This window comes from Noviherbaspirillum sp. (assembly GCF_035944575.1).
Lineage (GTDB): Bacteria > Pseudomonadota > Gammaproteobacteria > Burkholderiales > Burkholderiaceae_D > Noviherbaspirillum.
Genome location: NZ_DASZBA010000173.1, coordinates 33,657 through 51,899 on the forward strand (window position 1 = coordinate 33,657; position 18,243 = coordinate 51,899).

Consider the following 18,243-nt stretch of genomic DNA (forward strand, 5'->3'; position numbering starts at 1 on the left):
ACAGGCAAGCAAATTATGGTCTAATCTGCAGCATGCCCCTGCCACAGCCTACTCCTTATACCGCATTTCGCACCGTCGCCATCGTCGGCAAATACATGGCGGTCGGGATTGCCGAAGCGCTTTCCGATATTGCACAGTTTCTGACTCAAAGCGGCCACTCCGTTGTTTTTGAGACGGAGACCGCGCGCAACGTCGGGCTGCAGGGCATTGTCGCCATGACGCCTGTCGAAATCGGCCAGCATGCCGATGTCGCGATCGTCGTCGGCGGCGATGGGACCATGCTGGGAATCGCGCGTCAGCTGGCATGTTATGACGTGCCGCTCATCGGCATCAACCAAGGCCGGCTCGGTTTCATGACCGATATATCGCAGGAGAGCATGATTTCGGTCCTGGAAGAAATGCTGTCCGGAAAACTGGAGTCGGAAAACCGAAGCCTCCTTGAAGGAACGGTCATGCGGGACGGCGTTCAGATTTTCAAGGCCCTTGCGTTCAACGATGTCGTGGTGTCACGGGGTGCCGGTTCCGGCATGGCGGAGCTGAAAGTGGAAGTCGATGGGCGCTTCATGTACAACCAGCGCTCCGATGGCCTCATCGTTGCCACGCCGACCGGTTCCACGGCGTATGCATTGTCCGCAGGCGGGCCATTGCTGCATCCGAGCCTGTCGGGCATCGTACTGGTGCCGATCGCGCCCCATGCATTATCCAACCGTCCGATCGTCGTACCGGATAGCAGCGCCATCGAGGTTGAAATCATGGGCGGGCGGGATATCACCGCCAACTTCGACATGCAGTCGCTGACAAGCCTGCAGCATCATGATCGCATCGTCATCAGGCGCTCCGCGCACACCATTACCTTTCTGCATCCCCAGGGCTGGAGTTATTACGACACCTTGCGCGAGAAACTGCACTGGCATGAGTATCCATCGGCGGAGGGGCGGTTAAAATAGCCGGCCCATCACTCCTGCCTGCCATTCGTCGATTTCCGGCCCGACCCGCACAGACCCGCATACTTATCGAACATGCTTCGCACATTATCCATTCGTGATTTCGTTATCGTAGACGCCATCGAACTTGAGTTCGCGCCAGGCTTTACCGTATTTACCGGCGAAACCGGCGCGGGCAAGTCCATCCTGATCGACGCACTTGCGCTCGCGCTCGGCGGCCGCGGCGACGCCAGCGTCGTTCGCGAGGGCGCCTCCCGCGCCGAAATCAGCGCCGAGTTCGGCCCCAGCAGGGAAGCGCAGGATTGGCTCGAAAGCCATGAATTCACCAATGAAGAGGGCGGGGTGCTGCTGCGCCGTGTCATCGATAATGCCGGCCGGTCCAAGGCCTACATCAACGGAAGTGCCGCCACCGCCGCCCAATTGCGCGAGTTGGGCGAGATGCTGGTGGACATTCATGGCCAGCATGCGCACCAGTCGCTGCTGAAAACCGATGCGCAGCGGGTACTGCTGGACAGCCAGGCCGGACTGGAAAACGAGGCGAAAGCGGTCGCCGCCGCCTACAGGACCTGGCGCGCGCTGGCAAAGCAGCGCGAAGACTTTGAAATCAATGCCAGGAATGTCTTGCTGGAGCGCGAGCGGCTGGAATGGCAGGTCAATGAACTCGAGAAGCTGGCAGTCAAGCCGGGCGAGTGGACCGATATCGGCAACGAGCATAGCCGGTTATCGAATGCGGCAAGCCTGATCGAGGGAGCGCAGGAGGCGCTCGCCGTCATATCCGAATCGGACAATCCGATGCTGTCCCAGCTTTCGGCGCTGACCCAGAAGCTGAGCAAGCTCGCGGATGTCGATGCGGCGCTGAAACCGGTGCTGGAAGCGCTGGAGCCGGCAGCCATCCAGCTGCAGGAAGCTGTCTATTCCTTGAATGATTATCTCGGCCGGGTGGAGCTCGATCCGGACCGGCTGCGGGAAGTGGAAACGCGGCTGGACGCCATCCATTCGACGGCACGCAAGTTCCGTGTCGCGCCGGAAGACCTGCCGGCGGAACTGGAGACGTTGTCTGCGCAGCTCCGCCAGCTGGCCGATGCAAGCGATCTGGATGCGATGCGTGCGCAGGAAGAAAAGCTGAAAGCGGCCTACCTCGACGCCGCCGAAACCCTGTCGAAGGGAAGGGCCAGGGCAGCGGCGTCGCTGGGCGCATCGGTCACCGCCGCAATGCAGGAGCTCAGCATGGCGGGCGGACGGTTTGAGATCGCGCTGCATCGGTGCGAGCCGGCTGTTTATGGCTTGGAGCAGGTGGAATTCATGGTCGCCGCACATGCCGGAACCGGGCCGAGACCGCTGGCGAAGGTCGCGTCGGGCGGCGAACTGGCGCGCATTTCGCTGGCGATTTCCGTCATCACATCGAGCGCTACCTCGATACCGACGCTGATTTTCGACGAGGTCGACAGCGGCATCGGCGGCGGCGTCGCCGAGGTGGTGGGGCGCCTGCTGAAACGGCTCGGCCGGGACCGCCAGGTATTGTGCGTGACGCACTTGCCGCAAGTCGCCAGCCAGGCGAACCAGCATTACCAGGTCAGCAAGTCCAGCGCGGACGGAAAAACCGTATCGCAGATCGAAGCACTGGACGCCAAAGCCCGTATCGAGGAAGTTGCCCGGATGCTCGGGGGACTTGAAATTACGGCCACCACCCGCAAACATGCCAGGGAATTGCTGGCCTCGTAGGTTTTCAGGCCGGCCCGATCCGATCAGGTAAAAAGGTATCGATCAATGGGTTTCAATAAAGAACCGTCCTATGCCCATGGCGCGATTTCGCGGCCAGGGGTGCTGTTCGTCAACCTCGGCACGCCGGATGCGCCGACCACGCCGGCGGTCCGCCGCTACCTCAGGCAATTCCTGTCTGATCCGCGTGTGGTGGAAATCCCGAAAGCTGCCTGGTGGTTCATCCTCAATGGCATCATTCTCCCGTTCCGTTCGTCCAAGTCGGCGGAGAAGTATGCGTCAATCTGGTCCAAGGAAGGCTCGCCGCTCAAGGTGCATACCGAAAAGCAGGCCCTGCTCCTGCGCGGCTATCTCGGCGAGCGCGGACACGATGTACGCGTGGCCTATGCGATGCGCTATGGCAGCCCGTCGATTGCCGATACCATCGATCGCCTCAAGGCCGAAGGTTGCGACCGCATCCTGGTCGTGCCAGCCTATCCGCAATATTCGGGCACCACGACCGCCTCCATCAACGATGCGGTATCCGCTCACCTGGCCAAAGTGCGCAACCTGCCGGAACTGCGCTTCGTCAAGCACTACCATGACCAGGAAGCCTATATCCATGCGCTGGCGAAGTCGGTGCAGGCCTATTGGGACATGCATGGCGAGCCGGACAAGCTGGTAATGAGTTTTCATGGCGTGCCGAAACGCACGCTGCAGCTCGGCGATCCGTATCACTGCGAATGCCATAAAACCGCGCGCCTGCTGGCGGCCCAGCTCGGGCTGGGTACGGAGCGCTACATGGTGACGTTTCAGTCACGTTTCGGCAAGGCCGAATGGCTGCAGCCCTACACCGCGCCGACGCTGCAGCAACTTGCCCGCGAAGGCGTCAAGCGCGTCGATGTCATGTGCCCGGGATTTACCAGCGATTGCCTGGAAACGCTGGAAGAAATATCCATGGAAGCAAGGCAGGATTTCCTGACGGCGGGCGGGAAGGAGTTTCACTACATTCCCTGTCTGAACGAATCGCCCGATTGGATAAGGGCATTGGCCGATATCGCCGAGTCTCATATGGGCGGGTGGCTGTCGATGATGACGCCTGCCACACGCGATCAGGAAAACAAGGCGGCGGCGCTGTCGCGCGATCTGGCCCAGCGAATGGGGGCCGTCAGTTAGGCGGTCAGCTCAGCGTAAATAAATAGACCAGGCCATGGTGGCAAATCCATGCGGCGGAAAGAATGCTGTAAGCGATGACGGAAACGGAGATCAGTGGCAATTTCATGGCGGCGGGAAGTTTCATGTCGCTATTCAGATAAGGCCATATTAATAACTTCCGCCGGCGAACGATGTGCACAGGCAGTAAGGGCTGTAACAGTAAATAACTGTGCGCCTGAAAAACCGTCGTGTTGTTGCTAATACTCAATGTTGCTGCAGGCTCGGTGCCTGGAATCACCAAAATCCTGCGGAATTCCCCTTGAAAAAATATGGCATAGCCCCATTTAGCAGGTGTGTTGTAGCTAAGTCATTGATTGTTGGAGATATTTTGTGATGCAAGACCAAGAGAAAATGCACGACCAAGCGGACCGGATGCATGACATCCCCAACGGAACAGCAGGAAATTCGGGTCCACTACCCGATGGCCAGACAGCCACAGCTGTCGATTCCGGGCTGGAACAAAGGCTTATCACGGCCGAGGCAAAAGCCACCGAAATGCAGGATGCGTTCCTGCGCGCCAAGGCTGATGCGGAGAACATCCGTCGCCGGGCGCAGGACGATATCGCAAAAGCACACAAGTTCGCGATTGAAAATTTCGCCGAAATGCTGGTGCCGGTAAAGGACAGCCTCGAAATGGCGCTGAAACTGGATACGCCGTCGGTGGACTCGCTGAAAGAAGGCGTGGAAATGACGCTGAAGCAGCTGACTTCGGCCTTCGAGCGTAACCGCCTCATGGAAATCAACCCCCAGCCGGGCGAAAAACTCGACCCGATGAAGCACCAGGCGATTTCGATGGTCCCTGCCGAGCAGGAAGCCAACACCATCGTCAGTGTTTTGCAGAAGGGCTACATGATCGCCGACCGCCTGCTGCGGCCCGCCTTGGTCACCGTCGCGCAATAAAAAAGATTTGCTGGACCGGACAAGCTTGAAAAAACAAACCGTGCTCCACACATTCAATTAACAGAACGATAGTTTTTCATTAAAGGAACAAATTATGGGCAAGATCATAGGCATCGATTTGGGTACAACCAATTCCTGCGTGGCGATCATGGAAGGCGGCCAGCCGAAGGTCATCGAGAACTCCGAAGGCTCCCGCACCACGCCTTCCGTCGTCGCATATCAGGAAGACGGTGAAATTCTCGTTGGCGCACCCGCGAAGCGCCAGGCCGTTACCAATCCCAAGAACACTCTCTATGCGGTCAAGCGCCTGATCGGCCGCAAATTTGCGGAAAAGGAAGTCCAGAAGGACATCAGCCTGATGCCCTACCAGATCGTCAAGGCCGACAACGGCGACGCCTGGGTGCAGGTCCGCGACAAGAAGCTCGCGGCGCAACAGGTATCCGCCGAAATTTTGCGCAAGATGAAAAAGACCGCCGAAGATTATCTCGGCGAAGAAGTCACCGAAGCCGTGATCACCGTACCGGCATACTTCAATGACGCACAGCGCCAGGCGACCAAGGACGCCGGCCGCATCGCGGGCCTGGATGTCAAGCGCATCATCAACGAGCCGACCGCGGCTGCGTTGGCATTCGGCCTCGACAAGAGCGGCAAGGGCGACCGCAAGATCGCCGTGTATGACCTCGGCGGCGGTACCTTCGACATCTCGATCATCGAGATCGCGGACGTCGACGGCGAAATGCAGTTCGAAGTGCTGTCCACCAACGGTGACACCTTCCTCGGCGGTGAAGATTTTGACCAGCGCATCATCGATTACATCATTGACGAGTTCAAGAAGATCAACGGTCTCGACCTGTCGAAGGACGCGATCGCACTGCAGCGCATCAAGGCATCGGCCGAGCGCGCGAAGATCGAACTGTCGTCGTCGCAGCAAACAGAGATCAACGAGCCGTATATCGCGATGGCCAACGGCGCGCCGGTCCACCTCACCATGAAGGTTACCCGTGCCAAGCTGGAGTCGCTGGTCGAGGAGCTGATCGCACGTACCATCGAGCCATGCCGTACCGCGATCAAGGACGCCGGTGTGAAGGTTTCCGACATCCAGGACGTTATCCTGGTCGGCGGCATGACCCGTATGCCGAAGGTGCAGGAAAAGGTGAAGGAGTTCTTTGGCAAGGATCCGCGCAAGGACGTGAATCCGGACGAAGCCGTTGCCGTCGGTGCGGCAATCCAGGGTTCGGTTCTGTCGGGCGACCGCAAGGACCTGCTGCTGCTGGACGTGACACCGCTGTCCCTGGGCATCGAAACCTTGGGTGGCGTGATGACCAAGATGATCCAGAAGAACACCACGATCCCGACCAAGTTCAGCCAGGTATTCTCGACCGCCGACGACAACCAGCCGGCGGTGACGATCAAGGTTTACCAGGGCGAGCGCGAGATCGCGACCGGCAACAAGCTGCTGGGTGAATTCAACCTTGAAGGCATCCCGCCTTCGCCACGCGGTACGCCGCAGATTGAAGTGACCTTCGACATCGATGCCAACGGCATTCTGCACGTGGGCGCGAAGGACAAGGCAACCGGCAAGGAAAACAAGATCACCATCAAGGCCAATTCCGGCTTGAGCGAGGAAGAAATCCAGAAGATGGTGAAGGACGCAGAGCTGTATGCGGACGAGGACCGGAAACTGAAGGAACTGGCCGACGCGCGCAACCAGGGCGATGCGCTGGTGCACTCGACCAAGAAGTCCCTGACCGAATACGGCGACAAGCTGGAAGGCGGCGAGAAGGAAAAGATCGAAGCAGCCATCAAGGAGCTTGAGGAAGCCCTCAAGGGCAACGACAAGGATGCCATCGACACCAAAGTCGCGGCATTGTCCACCGCGGCACAAAAGCTCGGCGAGAAGATGTATGCCGACATGCAGGCTCAGCAAGCGGGCGCTGCCGGTGCGGCGGGCGCGACAGGCGCGGCCGGCGGAGCGGGTGCTTCCGAGTCGAAGCAGGAAGAGGATGTTGTCGATGCCGACTTCAAGGAAGTCAAAGACAAATAAAGGTATCGGGTCACGGTGCATTCCGTGACGCCTCGCCGGGCCGTAGTGATCGTCATGGATCCTCGGCTCGGCGTTTTTGCTTAAGGTTAAGGTGCCTACGACATGGCAAAGCGCGATTATTACGAAATACTGGGTGTAGCGAAAAACGCTTCCGAGGAAGACATCAAGAAGGCGTATCGCAAGCTCGCGATGAAATACCATCCGGACCGCAATCCGGACAGCAAGGGCGCGGAAGAGAAGTTCAAGGAGGCGAAAGAAGCCTATGAGATGCTCTCGGATGCGCAGAAGCGTGATGCATACGACCGCTACGGGCATGCCGGGGTCGACCCCAACATGGGGGGATTCGGTGCCGGCGGCGGCTTCGGTGGAGGTGGTTTCTCCGACGCCTTCGGCGATATTTTTGGCGACATTTTCGGCAATGGCGGCGGGCGGAGCCGCAGTTCCGGGCCGCAGGTCTACCGCGGCGCGGATTTGCGCTACAACCTCGAAGTCACGCTGGAACAGGCCGCCCATGGTTTCGATACCACGATACGCGTGCCATCCTGGGATGAATGCGAAACCTGCCATGGTTCCGGCGCCAAGCCGGGCACCTCGCCGACCACCTGCGGCACCTGCGGCGGCCACGGCCAGGTCCGGATGCAGCAGGGCTTCTTCAGCATCCAGCAAACCTGCCCGAAATGTCACGGCACCGGCAAAATTATTCCCACTCCCTGCACGACCTGCAGCGGCGCTGGCCGCATCAAGCGCAACAAGACCCTGGAAGTCAAGATTCCCGCCGGTATCGATGATGGCATGCGGATACGGTCGTCCGGCAACGGCGAACCCGGCATGAACGGTGGTCCGCCGGGAGATCTGTACGTCGAAATCCGCATCAAGCAGCATCCGGTATTCCAGCGCGATGGCGACGATCTCCACTGCGAAATACCGGTATCGTTCGCCAAAGCGGCGTTGGGCGGCGAAATCGAAGTGCCGACGCTTAACGGCAAGGCATCATTCACCATCCCAGAGGGCACGCAGTCCGGAAAAACCTTCCGCTTGCGCGGCAAGGGCATCAAGGGCGTACGGTCCGGTTATGCCGGCGACCTGTTCTGCCACGTGGTAGTCGAGACGCCGGTCAAGCTGACGGAACGCCAGAAAGAACTGCTGCAGGAATTCGAGCGCCTGACCACGGATGGCGGCTCGAAACATAGTCCGCAAAGCAAGTCATGGAAAGACAAGGTGAAAGAGTTTTTTGAGTAAATTTTTTTCATCCTGAGCAATATTTTTCTGAAGCCGCCGCTTCCCTGAACCGGCGGCTTTTTCATGTCTGTACCCTTTGATTGCGGTGGCAGCATGGGGGGGCAAGGCAAGGTCTCGTTGATATTTTGTGCTTCCAAAACCTGTCCGGATATTGTTCGCCTTGTGTTTTCTATAAAATGGCGGTCGGCAAGCGCCATCCGGCGCAAACATCTCTAGCGGTGAATCCCCATGACCGAAAATAGCAAAGACGAATCCATGCTCGAGCATCTGTTCCAGAACAACCGCGAATGGGCAGCGGCCATCGTGGCCAAGAATCCCGATTTCTTCAAAAAACTCGCGCAGCAGCAGGCACCGGAATACCTATGGATAGGCTGCTCGGACAGCCGAGTGCCGGCGAATGAATTGCTCGGCCTGTTGCCGGGCGATGTGTTCGTTCATCGCAATATCGCTAACGTCATCGTTCATACGGACCTGAATGCCTTGTCGGTATTGCAGTTCGCCATCGATGTGCTGGGCGTCAAGCACATCATCGTCTGCGGCCACTATGGCTGCTCGGGCGTACATGCGGCGCTGACAGGCCGCCGGATCGGCCTGGCGGACAACTGGCTGCGCCATGTGCAGGATGTCAGCCAGAAGCACGAACGCTACCTCGGCAATGCACTGAAGGATGATCGCGATAAGCTGAATCGGCTCTGCGAGCTGAATGTGATCGAGCAGGTCAGCAACCTCTGCCAGACAACCATTGTGCAGGATGCCTGGGAGCGAGGCCAATCCATCACCGTGCATGGCTGGATTTATGGCGTGCACGACGGCTTGTTGCGGGATCTTGGTGTGGTAGTGAATTGCGCCGAGAGCCTGAACGAGCACCTGAAGAAAAGCCTGGCGAAGTACGACTGAAGGGCGGTCCCGGCGCTGCAGCAACTGCGCAGTGCCGGTTACCGTGAAGACCATTGGCGCGGAGCGCACCGGCCCTTTGGACGCAGTCAATCCATCAGAAACAGTGTTCCGGGCCGGGAAAGGATTTGCCCTTGACCGCGGCAATGTAGGCTTGCACCGCCCCGGCGATGCTGGTCTGGCCTTCCATGAAGTTTTTGACGAAACGTGCCTTGCGGCCGGGGAAGACGCCAAGCATGTCATGCATCACCAGCACCTGGCCGGAGCACTCCGGGCCGGCGCCAATGCCGATGGTAGGAATTGCGAGCAACTCGGTGGTTTCCTTTCCAAGCGCCGACGGGATGGCCTCCAGCACCAGTAATGACGCACCGGCAGCCTGCAGCGTCAATGCATCCTGCTTCAACTGTTCAGCGGCTTCCGATGTTTTGCCTTGTACCTTGTAGCCGCCGAATTGATGCACCGACTGCGGTGTCAGGCCGAGATGCGCGCACACCGGCACGGCGCGATCGGTCAGGAAGCGTATGGTATCGGCCAGCCAGGCGCCACCTTCCAGCTTGACCATCTGCGCGCCGGCCCGCATCAATTCCACTGCGTTGCCAAATGCCGCCTCCGGCGTCGCATAACTGCCGAACGGCATGTCGGCAACCAGAAGAGCCGTTTTATTGCCGCGCGCCACGCTCGCGGTGTGATAGGCGACTTCCGCCACCGTCACCGGCAGCGTGGATGTATGCCCCTGGCAAACCATCCCGAGAGAGTCACCGACCAGCAACACGTCCACGCCGCAACTGTCCATCAGGGCGGCAAAGCTCGCGTCATAGCAGGTCAGCATGGTGATCTTTTCGCCGGCTTGACGCATCGCCAGCAAGCCCGGCGCAGTGACCGCCTTGCTGCGTACGGTGGTGTCGCTCTCTTGCAGATATCCCGCCATGTCTATTCCCCACGGTTAAAAAATTCGCGTCTACCGCGCATGTTGTCGATCCGGTCGAGCAGCAGGGCGAAGTCTTCGTCCCGCCCTACCGGATTCAGGTGTTCGGTATTGATGATCAATACCGGCGAAGCGTCGTAATGATAGAAGAATCGGCTATAACTTTCACAGAGCCGGTGCAGATACATCTCGGAGATGCCTGCTTCCATCGGTACGCCGCGCTTCCGTACCCGTTCCGCCAGGGTCTGAGGCTGCGCCTGCAGGTAAATGACAAGGTCCGGTGCGGCTGCCTGCGGCCGCAAATGGTTGTACAGCTGCTGATATAAATTCAGTTCGTCGTCACCCAGCGTCAGACGGGCAAAGATCGGATCCTTGTCCAACAGGAAATCGGAGACTACACGGTTATCGAACAGATCGGTCTGCGCCAGATCACGCAACTGGTTCATGCGCTGGAACAGGAAGAACATCTGCGTCGGCAGCGCGTAGCGCGCCGCATCGCGATAGAAGTTTTCCAGGAAGGGATTCTCCTGCGGCTGTTCAAGCAGTGTTTGTGCATGCAGGCTGTCCGCAAGCTTGCGGACCAGGGTGGTCTTGCCGACACCGATCGGCCCTTCCACCACGATGTACTTGTATTTATCGATGCTCATGTTCGGAAGATGAAGTAAACCGCGCCGACGAGGCAGAGAGCAGCCCAGACGTAATCGAGTTTGAATGGCTGGTTCATGTACAGCATGGCAAACGGCACGAATACCCCGAGTGTGATCACTTCCTGCATGATCTTCAACTGCGCCAGGCTGAATTGGGTATAGCCGATGCGGTTGGCAGGCACCTGGAGCAGATACTCGAACAAGGCGATCGACCAGCTGATCAGCGCCGCTATCCACCATGGCTTGGAAGAGAGATTCTTCAAATGCCCATACCAGGCGATGGTCATGAAAACATTCGACAGGATCAGCAAGCCGGCAGTCTGGACGAAAACGGGAATCTGCATAAATGATTAGTAGATCGGCGCGTCAGATTTTCTGTATCGCCTGGCCGGCGACATCGGGGACGAACTGATGGGCAGGGCCCTTGCCGGGGATGGCGATCATGGGATCGATCTGCAGCAGCGGAATCAGGGCGAACGCACGTTGCGTGAGACGAGGATGCGGCACCGTCAGCGACGGCGTATCGATTCGCTGCTGCGCATACAGCAGCACGTCGAGATCCAGCGTACGGGGCGCATTGGGAAAAGGGCGTTCGCGTCCGAAATCCTGCTCGATAGCCTGCAGGGCGCTCAGCAGCCGGTCGGCAGGCAATGCCGTTTCCAGTTTGGCGACTGCATTGACATAGTCGTCACCGCCCGCGTCCACCGGCGCTGTGCGGAACAGATTGGATTGTGCAGTCAGCCTGGTGTCGTCGAGTTTGCCGAGCCGCAGGATCGCGCGTTGAACATGGTCGGCCGCATCGCCAAGATTGGAGCCGATGCCGATGTATGCGTCGACCCGGCCCTTGTTCATGCGACATCTCCGCCGGCGGCGGCATCCTTGTGTTTGCTGCGGCTGCGGCGGCGGCGCTTCTTTGCCGGCTGCGCTTCGCCATCGATTTTGGGTTTGCGTGCCAGCAGCGCCTCGCGGCCCGGTCCGTCGGCATCAATGAATTCTGTCCACCACTGCCCGATTTCCTCGCTGATTTCGCCCGACGCGCAACGCAGCAGCAGGAAGTCGTAACCGGCACGCAGGCGCAGATGCTCGAGCATCTTGTACGGCGATTTGCCGACGCGGCGCTCGAAGCGCGGTTGCATGGCCCAGATATCCCGCATGTCGGAGGCGATCTTGCGCTGCAAGGCCAGCTTTTCCGTTTGTGTGTTCAGCACATCGTCCGCCGCCAGGTGCAGCGCGGGAATAGGGTATTCGCCGGCCGCCTGGTAGGCATGCCATTTCTCCAGCACCTGGTGCCAGAGCAGCGCGGCGAACAGGAATCCGGGTGATACCGGTTTGCCTTCCTGTACCCGCTGATCTGTTCCGGCAAGCGCCAGCCGGACGAATTTTTCACCCAGCGGCTGCTCCAGCACGACGTCGAGCAGCGGCAGCAGGCCGTGGTGCAATCCTTCCTTGCGCAGTTGCTGCAGGCATGCCAGCGCATGGCCGCTCATCAGAAGCTTAAGCATCTCATCGAACACTCGCGCGGCCGGCACATTGTTGATCAGCGGCGCCATAACCTGGATCGGCTCCCGGGTGGCCGGATCGATGTTGAAATTCAGTTTGGCCGCGAATCGCACCACGCGAAGCAGGCGCACGGGGTCTTCCCGATAGCGCGCTTCCGGCACGCCGATGATCCTGAGCGTCCTGTTGCGGATGTCGGGAATGCCGTTGTGATAGTCCAGCACCGTCTGGCTCGCCGGATCGTAGTACATGGCATTGATGGTGAAGTCGCGCCGGATGGCGTCTTCATGCTGCTCGCCGAAGGTGTTGTCGCGCAGAACGCGACCATGTTCGTCTTTCAATGCGCCCTCGGACGAGGCGCCGCGGAAAGTGGTGACTTCAATGATCTCCTGCCCGAACATCACATGCACGATCTGGAAGCGCCGGCCGATGATGAAGGCGCGGCGGAACAGGCGCTTGACCTGTTCCGGCGTGGCATTGGTCGCTACGTCGAAATCCTTGGGTTTGACGCCCAGCAGCAGGTCGCGCACCGCTCCGCCCACCACGAAGGCCTTGAATCCGGCTTCCTGCAACGTTTGCGTCACGCGCACCGCATTTGGCGAAAGAAGCTGCGGATCGATGCCGTGTTCCTTCGGCCCGAGTTGAACTGGCTTGTTGGGGCTATCCGCTTTTGATTTGACGCCCAATATGCGCCGGATGAACTTTTTAATCATCGAATAGATTCAGGATGGGCCAGCCATGCGCTTCGGCATGCGCTTTCAGCAGTGCGTTGGGGTTGGTCGCAACAGGGTCGGTGACCACGGACAGCAAGGGAATGTCGTTCTGGGAATCGCTGTAGAAAAAGCTGCGATCGAAGCTCTGCAGGCTTTTGTCCATTGCCGCCAGCCATTGCTGCGCGTGAACGATTTTACCCGGACCGGAAGTGGGTACGCCGCGCAGTTTGCCGGTAATCTGCCCGTCGGGGGTCAGTTCCGGCTCGGCTGCGATCAGATTGTCCACGCCCAGTGCCTTCGCGATCGGCGCGGTGACAAAGCGGTTGGTGGCGGTGATGATGGCGATCAGGTCGCCGGCATCGCGATGGCGCTTCAACAGGTCCAGCGCAGCGGGACAGATGGCGGGCTGAATTACTTCTTGCATGTACTGCCGGTGCCACGCATCGAGTTGTGCGCGGGGGAAGCTTGCCAGCGTGCCGAGCGCGAATTCGAGATATTCCACCGGATCGAGCGTGCCGGCTTCGTACTGCGCATAGAAAACCGCATTGCGTTCGGCGAAAGTGACGGAGTTGACGGCGCCGATGCGCACCAGGAATTGTCCCCACTCGTAGTCCGAATCAAGCGGCAGCAGGGTATGGTCGAGATCAAATAAAGCGATATTCATTCTGTCTTCGGCTCGCCCTCGCGCTGCAGCAGGCTGCGCAGGAGCGGCAAGGTAATCGGTCGTTGGGTTTCCAGCGAATAGCGGTCCAGCGCATCCAGCATGGCGGAAAGCGAGCGCATGTCCCGGCGGAAATGGGTGATCAGATAGGGTAACACGCCCGCCGACACCGCTATCCCGCGCGTTTGCGCGGCATGCGTGAGCGCGGCGATCTTTTCCTCGTCGGTCAGGCCGTGAAGCTGATAAATCAGTCCCCAGCCCAGGCGGGTACGCAGGTCTTCCCGCAATGCCAATGCCGCCGGCGGCGCGGCGCCCGCCGCGACCAGCAAGCCGCCGTTTTCGCGCACCTGGTTGAACAGCGCGAATGCCTCGATTTGCGCAGCCGGTGATAGACGCTCGCAGTCGTCAATCAGATAGACCGGTGTTTCCTGAGAATATTGCCAAGTTTCCGGGCTGCCGTCGGCATCGGGCGAAATGTAGCGCGCCCGGGTGGCGGCAACGAGCGCATGAAGCAAATGCGATTTGCCGGCGCCGGATTCGCCCCAGATGTAGACGAAGCGCTCATGGGGCATGGCCGAGGCATGGTCGGCGAATTGACGCAGCAGTTGCAGCAACTCGCGGTTTTGACCCGCCACGAAACTATCAAGGGTCTGCGGTTTCTCCGCACCCAGGTCCAGCACCATTTGCCTCATGATTGATGAGGAACGCCGTTATGAGTGGATTTCGCCTGAAAACACCGCATTGCTACCGGCCCGGGCTCGGTCCTGGAAACGGCCTGTTTTTGTTCTGAACTGAAAGAAAATGACATGTATTCGCGGGGCGGACGGATCGGTTTGTTAGAATAGCGGTTCGTTTTGGCGTCAGCCGCCTATTTTACCGCCTAGTAACCACATCATGAGTTCTTCTTCAAAGGTTTCCCTCTCTTATCGAGATGCCGGCGTCGATATCGATGCCGGAGACGCACTGGTCGAGGCGATCAAGCCTTTTGCCAAACGCACGATGCGCGAAGGCGTGCTCGGCGGGATCGGCGGTTTCGGCGCTTTGTTTGAAATTAGCAAGAAATACAAGGAGCCGGTACTGGTTTCCGGCACGGACGGCGTGGGAACCAAGCTCAAGCTGGCTTTCCATCTCAACAAGCACGACACCGTCGGCATCGACTTGGTCGGCATGAGCGTCAACGACATCCTGGTGCAGGGTGCCGAACCGCTGTTTTTCCTCGATTACTTCGCCTGCGGCAAGCTCGACGTGCCGTCGGCCACCGATGTGATCAAAGGTATCGCGAAGGGCTGCGAACTGGCAGGCTGCGCATTGATCGGCGGCGAGACGGCGGAAATGCCGAGCATGTATCCGGACGGGGAGTATGACCTTGCCGGTTTCGCGGTCGGTGCGGTGGAAAAATCGAAGATCATCGACGGCAGCAAGATCGTGCCGGGTGACGTGGTTCTCGGTCTCGCATCCTCTGGCGCGCATTCGAATGGTTATTCGCTGGTGCGCAAGATCATTTCGGTTGCCCAGCCTGACCTGAATGCCGATTTCCATGGCCGCCGGCTCGCTGATGTCTTGATGGAGCCGACACATATCTACGTCAAGCCGTTGCTGGCGCTGATCGACGCAATGGAAGTCAAGGGCATGGCGCACATCACCGGCGGTGGATTGGTCGAGAACGTGCCGCGCGTGTTGCAGAGCAATCTGACCGCGGTCCTGCATCGCGACGCGTGGACCATGCCGCCGCTTTTCACATGGCTGCAACAGCATGGTGGGGTGGCGGATGCGGAAATGCACCGGGTGTTCAATTGCGGTATCGGCATGGTGGTGATCGTGGCAAAAGAAAATGCCGATGCCGCCATGGCGCAATTGAAAGCGGCGGGCGAGAACGTCAGCCGGATCGGCGAAATTCGCGAACGCCAAGGGAACGAGGCACAAACCATCGTGGTTTAAGCCGCTTGCTGAAAACGAAAACCGCTGCAGGGAGCGACCCTTGCAGCGGTTTTTTTATTGTCCGCTTCAGGAAATACCGATAGCACTACCGCTTAACATGTTCACGCTATGAGTTGATTTTCCCGCGGCTCTGAGGGGAGAAGGCCGATTCGGTTGTGCCCTGTATTGCGGGAATACTAATGCTGCCGATTCCCGCCCGGCTGTTGCGCTAGTGTTTGCGGCGCGGCGGCTGCCACCGGCGTTTCGGCGCCGATGGGCGGCAATACCCGGATCGGCTGGCTGCGCGAGTTCGCGGCCGACAGCGTATTCACATCCGAATCCGAATCCGGCGCCGCATCCCAGACCGGATCGGCAATTCCTTCAAATACCGCCTTGAGTTGCTGTCCCCAGGTATTGCGGATCATCTGGAAATACTTGTTCTTCTCGTCGATGGTGACGAAGCGGGTGACAGCCAGGCTGTCGGTTTCATAGATCAGCAGGTCGAGCGGCAGCCCTACCGAGATGTTCGACCGCAGCGTCGAATCCATCGAGATCAGCGCGCATTTCGCCGCCTCGTTCAGGGATGTGGATGGGTTGACAACGCGGTCGATGATCGGCTTGCCGTACTTGGCTTCACCGATCTGGAAATAGCTGGTTTCGCTATGGGCTTCGATGAAATTGCCAGGCGCATAGATCTGGAAGAGACGGCAGCGCTCGCCCTTGATCTGTCCGCCGAAAATGATATTCACATTGAAGTCGATGCCGAACTTCTCAAGCGTATGTGCGTCGCGCTTGTGTACCGTACGCACTGCTTCGCCGATGATCTGTGCCGCTTCATACATCGATTCCGCGGTCCAGATGCTTTTGCCGCCGGCACCATTCTCTTCCGTGATGAGTTGGCGCACCGATTGCGAAATCGACAGGTTGCCGGCGGTCATCAATACCATCATCCGGTCGCCCGGATTTTCGAACACGGTCATCTTGCGAAAGGTGCCGACGTGATCAACTCCTGCATTCGTGCGCGAGTCGGAAAGAAAAACCAGGCCTGCATCGAGGTGCATGGCGACGCAATAAGTCATGATCGCAAAATAGGAAGGCGCAAAACCCGGATTTTACAGGAAGCGGTTTGCGCTTATGCGCATTGGAAACAAGCTGGCATCAAGTTTCAGCTGACAGTGCTGATCGGCACCACATCCACTTCGACGCTCAAGGATTCGACGCCACCGCCATGGCGTACGCCGCGTATCGGTGCGGCGGAATCATAGTCACGGCCTATCGCAAGCCGGCACAATGAATCGCCTGCGAACTGGGCATGGGTCACATCAACGCTCACCCAGCCGGAGAAGCCGGATTCTTCGACCCAGACATCGACCCAGGCATGGCTTTCAGCATGGGCAGTGTTCTGCGGATCAATATAGCCGGATACATAACGCGCCGGGATGCCCTGCACGTGGCAGCAGGCGAGAAACAGGTGCGCATAATCCTGGCAGACGCCCTGGCCGAGATCGAGCGCGTCGGCGGCCGTGCTGGTGACGGCGGTCGCGCCGGTGCGGTAGTCGACCGTGCCGCGGATGGCTTCCGCAAGCGTGATCAGCGCATTGCTGTTCGCGCCTTGCGGCAAATAACGCATCGCAAAATCGGCAACGGCGGGCGTGGCTTCAGTGAGCCTGGTCGGCACGGTGAATACCAGCGGCGACAGCGTCTTATCGGCCGCCAGTCTTCCGCGGTCGAGCGGCCTGACGTCGACCACGCCGTGGGCGACGATGCGCACTTCATTGTGGGTGCCGTTGATGGTGAGCATATGGCTGAGATTGCCGAATGCATCGATAAATTCATGCCGCTGCCCGGATGTGGAAATATGCCAGGACAGCGTGCGCTGATGGGCATCCGCGCGCGGAGACAGACGAAGCTGCTGGATCGTGTATGACAGCGGGGCTGTGTAACGATAGGCCGTTTCATGGCGTATTGAGAGTTGCATAGTATCTTTATGCCGCCAGCGGGACCAGGAAGTCGCGGCTGACGCGGTTGCCGAGCTCGTAAATGCGTTCAAGGAACTGGGTCAGGTAGTCGTGCAGACCGCCCGCCAGGATTTCGTCGATGGTATTGAATGTCAGTTCCGCATGGAGTCTCCCGGCGAACCGTTCGGTATCCGCCGATACATCATTGCGGATATTTTTGAGGTTCGCCACGACTTCCTCCATGCAGGCAAGCAGTGAACGCGGCATGTCAGGCCGCAGCATCAGCAGCTCTGCCACGCGCTCGGGTGAAATCACATCGCGATACACCTTGCGGTAGATTTCGAACGCCGAGACGGAACGCAGGATCGCCGCCCAGTAATAGAAGTCGATTTCATTGTCTTCGTTCTCGGACGCGTCCTCCGTCGCACTGTGGAATTTGACGTCCAGAATACGTGCCGTGTTGTCCGCCCGCTCCAGGAAGGTGCCAAGGCGAATGAAATAGAACGCTTCGTCCTTCAGCATCGTGCCGATGGTGACGCCACGTGACAGATGGGAGCGGTACTTTACCCACTCGAAGAACTGGCTCGGGTCCCGCTCGAGCTGTTTGCCGCTGAGGCGGTTCTGCATGTCGAGCCAGGTGGTGTTCTGGGTTTCCCATACCTCCGTCGTCAAGGTGCCGCGCACCGCGCGGGCATTCTCGCGCGCCTGTGTCAGGCAGGATGTGATCGAGGATGGATTCTGCGGATCGCGCACCATGAAGTCCAGTACGTCCTTTGCCGTCAGCAGGCCGTATTTGTCGTCGAAGGCTGCATTCAATTCGGATATGCCGAGCATGGCGCGCCATCCCTTTTCGGCAGCGGCGGCCGACTGGGGCATCATCGCTGTCTGGACGTTCACGTCCAGCATGCGCGCGGTATTCTCGGCGCGCTCGGTATAGCGGGCCATCCAGTAGAGGTGATCGGCGGTGCGGCTTAACATGTGGTTTCTCCCT

Annotated in this window: 18 protein-coding genes; 8 read left to right on the forward strand and 10 right to left on the reverse strand. The window is 59.1% G+C overall.

All coding sequences use genetic code 11. From position 1 onward, the window contains the following. Nucleotides 1-32: 32 nt before the first annotated feature. The 7 genes from VGU61_RS12515 to can all read left to right on the forward strand — a co-directional run bounded on the left by VGU61_RS12515 (nt 33) and on the right by can (nt 8,937). Nucleotides 33-947 carry an NAD kinase gene (locus VGU61_RS12515; protein WP_326859463.1) on the forward strand — a complete coding sequence of 305 codons (915 nt, stop codon included), beginning with the start codon at nt 33-35 and terminating at the stop codon, nt 945-947. Between the two features lie 72 nt (nt 948-1,019). Then, nucleotides 1,020-2,666 carry a DNA repair protein RecN gene (recN, locus tag VGU61_RS12520; protein ID WP_326859464.1) on the forward strand — a complete coding sequence of 549 codons (1,647 nt, stop codon included), beginning with the start codon at nt 1,020-1,022 and terminating at the stop codon, nt 2,664-2,666. A 45-nt stretch (nt 2,667-2,711) separates the two neighbouring features. Then, nucleotides 2,712-3,818: a ferrochelatase gene (hemH, locus tag VGU61_RS12525; protein WP_326859465.1), complete on the forward strand. Its 1,107-nt coding sequence runs from the start codon at nt 2,712-2,714 to the stop codon at nt 3,816-3,818. 390 nt (nt 3,819-4,208) lie between these two features. Further along, the gene (grpE, locus tag VGU61_RS12530) at nt 4,209-4,757 is read left to right on the forward strand and encodes a nucleotide exchange factor GrpE (RefSeq protein WP_414691631.1); all 549 of its coding nucleotides are present in this window, start codon (nt 4,209-4,211) and stop codon (nt 4,755-4,757) included. A 94-nt stretch (nt 4,758-4,851) separates the two neighbouring features. Further along, nucleotides 4,852-6,801 (forward strand): molecular chaperone DnaK, encoded by a 1,950-nt coding sequence (gene dnaK / locus VGU61_RS12535; protein ID WP_326859466.1) that lies wholly within the window; start codon nt 4,852-4,854, stop codon nt 6,799-6,801. Between the two features lie 102 nt (nt 6,802-6,903). Next, nucleotides 6,904-8,040: a molecular chaperone DnaJ gene (dnaJ, locus tag VGU61_RS12540; RefSeq protein ID WP_326859467.1), complete on the forward strand. Its 1,137-nt coding sequence runs from the start codon at nt 6,904-6,906 to the stop codon at nt 8,038-8,040. A gap of 228 nt (nt 8,041-8,268) precedes the next feature. Continuing rightward, complete coding sequence (can, locus tag VGU61_RS12545) at nt 8,269-8,937, forward strand: carbonate dehydratase (protein WP_326859468.1); 669 nt, start codon at nt 8,269-8,271, stop codon at nt 8,935-8,937. Nucleotides 8,938-9,031: 94 nt separating this feature from the next. On the opposite strand, the gene panB is transcribed toward can, so the two are convergent. The 7 genes from panB to hda are packed head-to-tail and all read right to left on the reverse strand — an operon-like array spanning nt 9,032 to nt 14,069. Then, a complete protein-coding gene (panB, locus tag VGU61_RS12550) occupies nt 9,032-9,862 on the reverse strand; it encodes a 3-methyl-2-oxobutanoate hydroxymethyltransferase (RefSeq protein ID WP_326859469.1) in 831 nt (276 codons plus the stop codon). A gap of 2 nt (nt 9,863-9,864) precedes the next feature. Continuing rightward, nucleotides 9,865-10,506: a deoxynucleoside kinase gene (locus VGU61_RS12555; RefSeq protein WP_326859470.1), complete on the reverse strand. Its 642-nt coding sequence runs from the start codon at nt 10,504-10,506 to the stop codon at nt 9,865-9,867. After that, entirely contained in the window at nt 10,503-10,850 is a 348-nt protein-coding gene (locus VGU61_RS12560) for a DMT family protein (protein ID WP_326859471.1), read from the reverse strand. The genes VGU61_RS12555 and VGU61_RS12560 overlap by 4 nt, the downstream gene beginning before the upstream one ends. A 22-nt stretch (nt 10,851-10,872) precedes the next feature. Next, on the reverse strand, nt 10,873-11,358 hold the full coding sequence (gene folK / locus VGU61_RS12565; RefSeq protein WP_326859472.1) for a 2-amino-4-hydroxy-6-hydroxymethyldihydropteridine diphosphokinase: 486 nt from the start codon (nt 11,356-11,358) through the stop codon (nt 10,873-10,875). Next, entirely contained in the window at nt 11,355-12,716 is a 1,362-nt protein-coding gene (gene pcnB, locus VGU61_RS12570) for a polynucleotide adenylyltransferase PcnB (protein WP_326859473.1), read from the reverse strand. The genes folK and pcnB overlap by 4 nt, the downstream gene beginning before the upstream one ends. Then, entirely contained in the window at nt 12,709-13,380 is a 672-nt protein-coding gene (locus VGU61_RS12575) for an HAD family hydrolase (RefSeq protein ID WP_326859474.1), read from the reverse strand. The genes pcnB and VGU61_RS12575 overlap by 8 nt, the downstream gene beginning before the upstream one ends. Beyond that, nucleotides 13,377-14,069 (reverse strand): DnaA regulatory inactivator Hda, encoded by a 693-nt coding sequence (gene hda, locus VGU61_RS12580; protein WP_326859475.1) that lies wholly within the window; start codon nt 14,067-14,069, stop codon nt 13,377-13,379. Before hda ends, VGU61_RS12575 begins: the two co-directional genes overlap by 4 nt. A gap of 202 nt (nt 14,070-14,271) precedes the next feature. Here hda and purM point away from each other — a divergent pair, with 202 nt between their 5' ends. Then, nucleotides 14,272-15,315, forward strand: coding sequence for a phosphoribosylformylglycinamidine cyclo-ligase (gene purM / locus VGU61_RS12585; protein WP_326859476.1), 1,044 nt, complete (start codon nt 14,272-14,274; stop codon nt 15,313-15,315). 176 nt (nt 15,316-15,491) lie between these two features. On the opposite strand, the gene VGU61_RS12590 is transcribed toward purM, so the two are convergent. The 3 genes from VGU61_RS12590 to VGU61_RS12600 form a co-directional block, all read right to left on the reverse strand. Beyond that, nucleotides 15,492-16,373 (reverse strand): peptidase, encoded by an 882-nt coding sequence (locus VGU61_RS12590; RefSeq protein ID WP_326859477.1) that lies wholly within the window; start codon nt 16,371-16,373, stop codon nt 15,492-15,494. Nucleotides 16,374-16,459: 86 nt separating this feature from the next. Next, nucleotides 16,460-17,272: a transglutaminase family protein gene (locus tag VGU61_RS12595; RefSeq protein ID WP_326859478.1), complete on the reverse strand. Its 813-nt coding sequence runs from the start codon at nt 17,270-17,272 to the stop codon at nt 16,460-16,462. 7 nt (nt 17,273-17,279) lie between these two features. Beyond that, entirely contained in the window at nt 17,280-18,230 is a 951-nt protein-coding gene (locus VGU61_RS12600) for an alpha-E domain-containing protein (RefSeq protein ID WP_326859479.1), read from the reverse strand. Nucleotides 18,231-18,243 lie beyond the last annotated feature (13 nt).

Bases quoted from the DNA above. Each gene is read 5' to 3' on its own strand.
- VGU61_RS12515 (WP_326859463.1), top strand. From the start codon at position 33: ATGCCCCTGCCACAGCCTACTCCTTATACCGCATTTCGCACCGTCGCC.
- recN (WP_326859464.1), top strand. From the start codon at position 1,020: ATGCTTCGCACATTATCCATTCGTGATTTCGTTATCGTAGACGCCATC.
- hemH (WP_326859465.1), top strand. From the start codon at position 2,712: ATGGGTTTCAATAAAGAACCGTCCTATGCCCATGGCGCGATTTCGCGG.
- grpE (WP_414691631.1), top strand. From the start codon at position 4,209: ATGCACGACCAAGCGGACCGGATGCATGACATCCCCAACGGAACAGCA.
- dnaK (WP_326859466.1), top strand. From the start codon at position 4,852: ATGGGCAAGATCATAGGCATCGATTTGGGTACAACCAATTCCTGCGTG.
- dnaJ (WP_326859467.1), top strand. From the start codon at position 6,904: ATGGCAAAGCGCGATTATTACGAAATACTGGGTGTAGCGAAAAACGCT.
- can (WP_326859468.1), top strand. From the start codon at position 8,269: ATGACCGAAAATAGCAAAGACGAATCCATGCTCGAGCATCTGTTCCAG.
- panB (WP_326859469.1), bottom strand. From the start codon at position 9,862: ATGGCGGGATATCTGCAAGAGAGCGACACCACCGTACGCAGCAAGGCG.
- VGU61_RS12555 (WP_326859470.1), bottom strand. From the start codon at position 10,506: ATGAGCATCGATAAATACAAGTACATCGTGGTGGAAGGGCCGATCGGT.
- VGU61_RS12560 (WP_326859471.1), bottom strand. From the start codon at position 10,850: ATGCAGATTCCCGTTTTCGTCCAGACTGCCGGCTTGCTGATCCTGTCG.
- folK (WP_326859472.1), bottom strand. From the start codon at position 11,358: ATGAACAAGGGCCGGGTCGACGCATACATCGGCATCGGCTCCAATCTT.
- pcnB (WP_326859473.1), bottom strand. From the start codon at position 12,716: ATGATTAAAAAGTTCATCCGGCGCATATTGGGCGTCAAATCAAAAGCG.
- VGU61_RS12575 (WP_326859474.1), bottom strand. From the start codon at position 13,380: ATGAATATCGCTTTATTTGATCTCGACCATACCCTGCTGCCGCTTGAT.
- hda (WP_326859475.1), bottom strand. From the start codon at position 14,069: ATGAGGCAAATGGTGCTGGACCTGGGTGCGGAGAAACCGCAGACCCTT.
- purM (WP_326859476.1), top strand. From the start codon at position 14,272: ATGAGTTCTTCTTCAAAGGTTTCCCTCTCTTATCGAGATGCCGGCGTC.
- VGU61_RS12590 (WP_326859477.1), bottom strand. From the start codon at position 16,373: ATGACTTATTGCGTCGCCATGCACCTCGATGCAGGCCTGGTTTTTCTT.
- VGU61_RS12595 (WP_326859478.1), bottom strand. From the start codon at position 17,272: ATGCAACTCTCAATACGCCATGAAACGGCCTATCGTTACACAGCCCCG.
- VGU61_RS12600 (WP_326859479.1), bottom strand. From the start codon at position 18,230: ATGTTAAGCCGCACCGCCGATCACCTCTACTGGATGGCCCGCTATACC.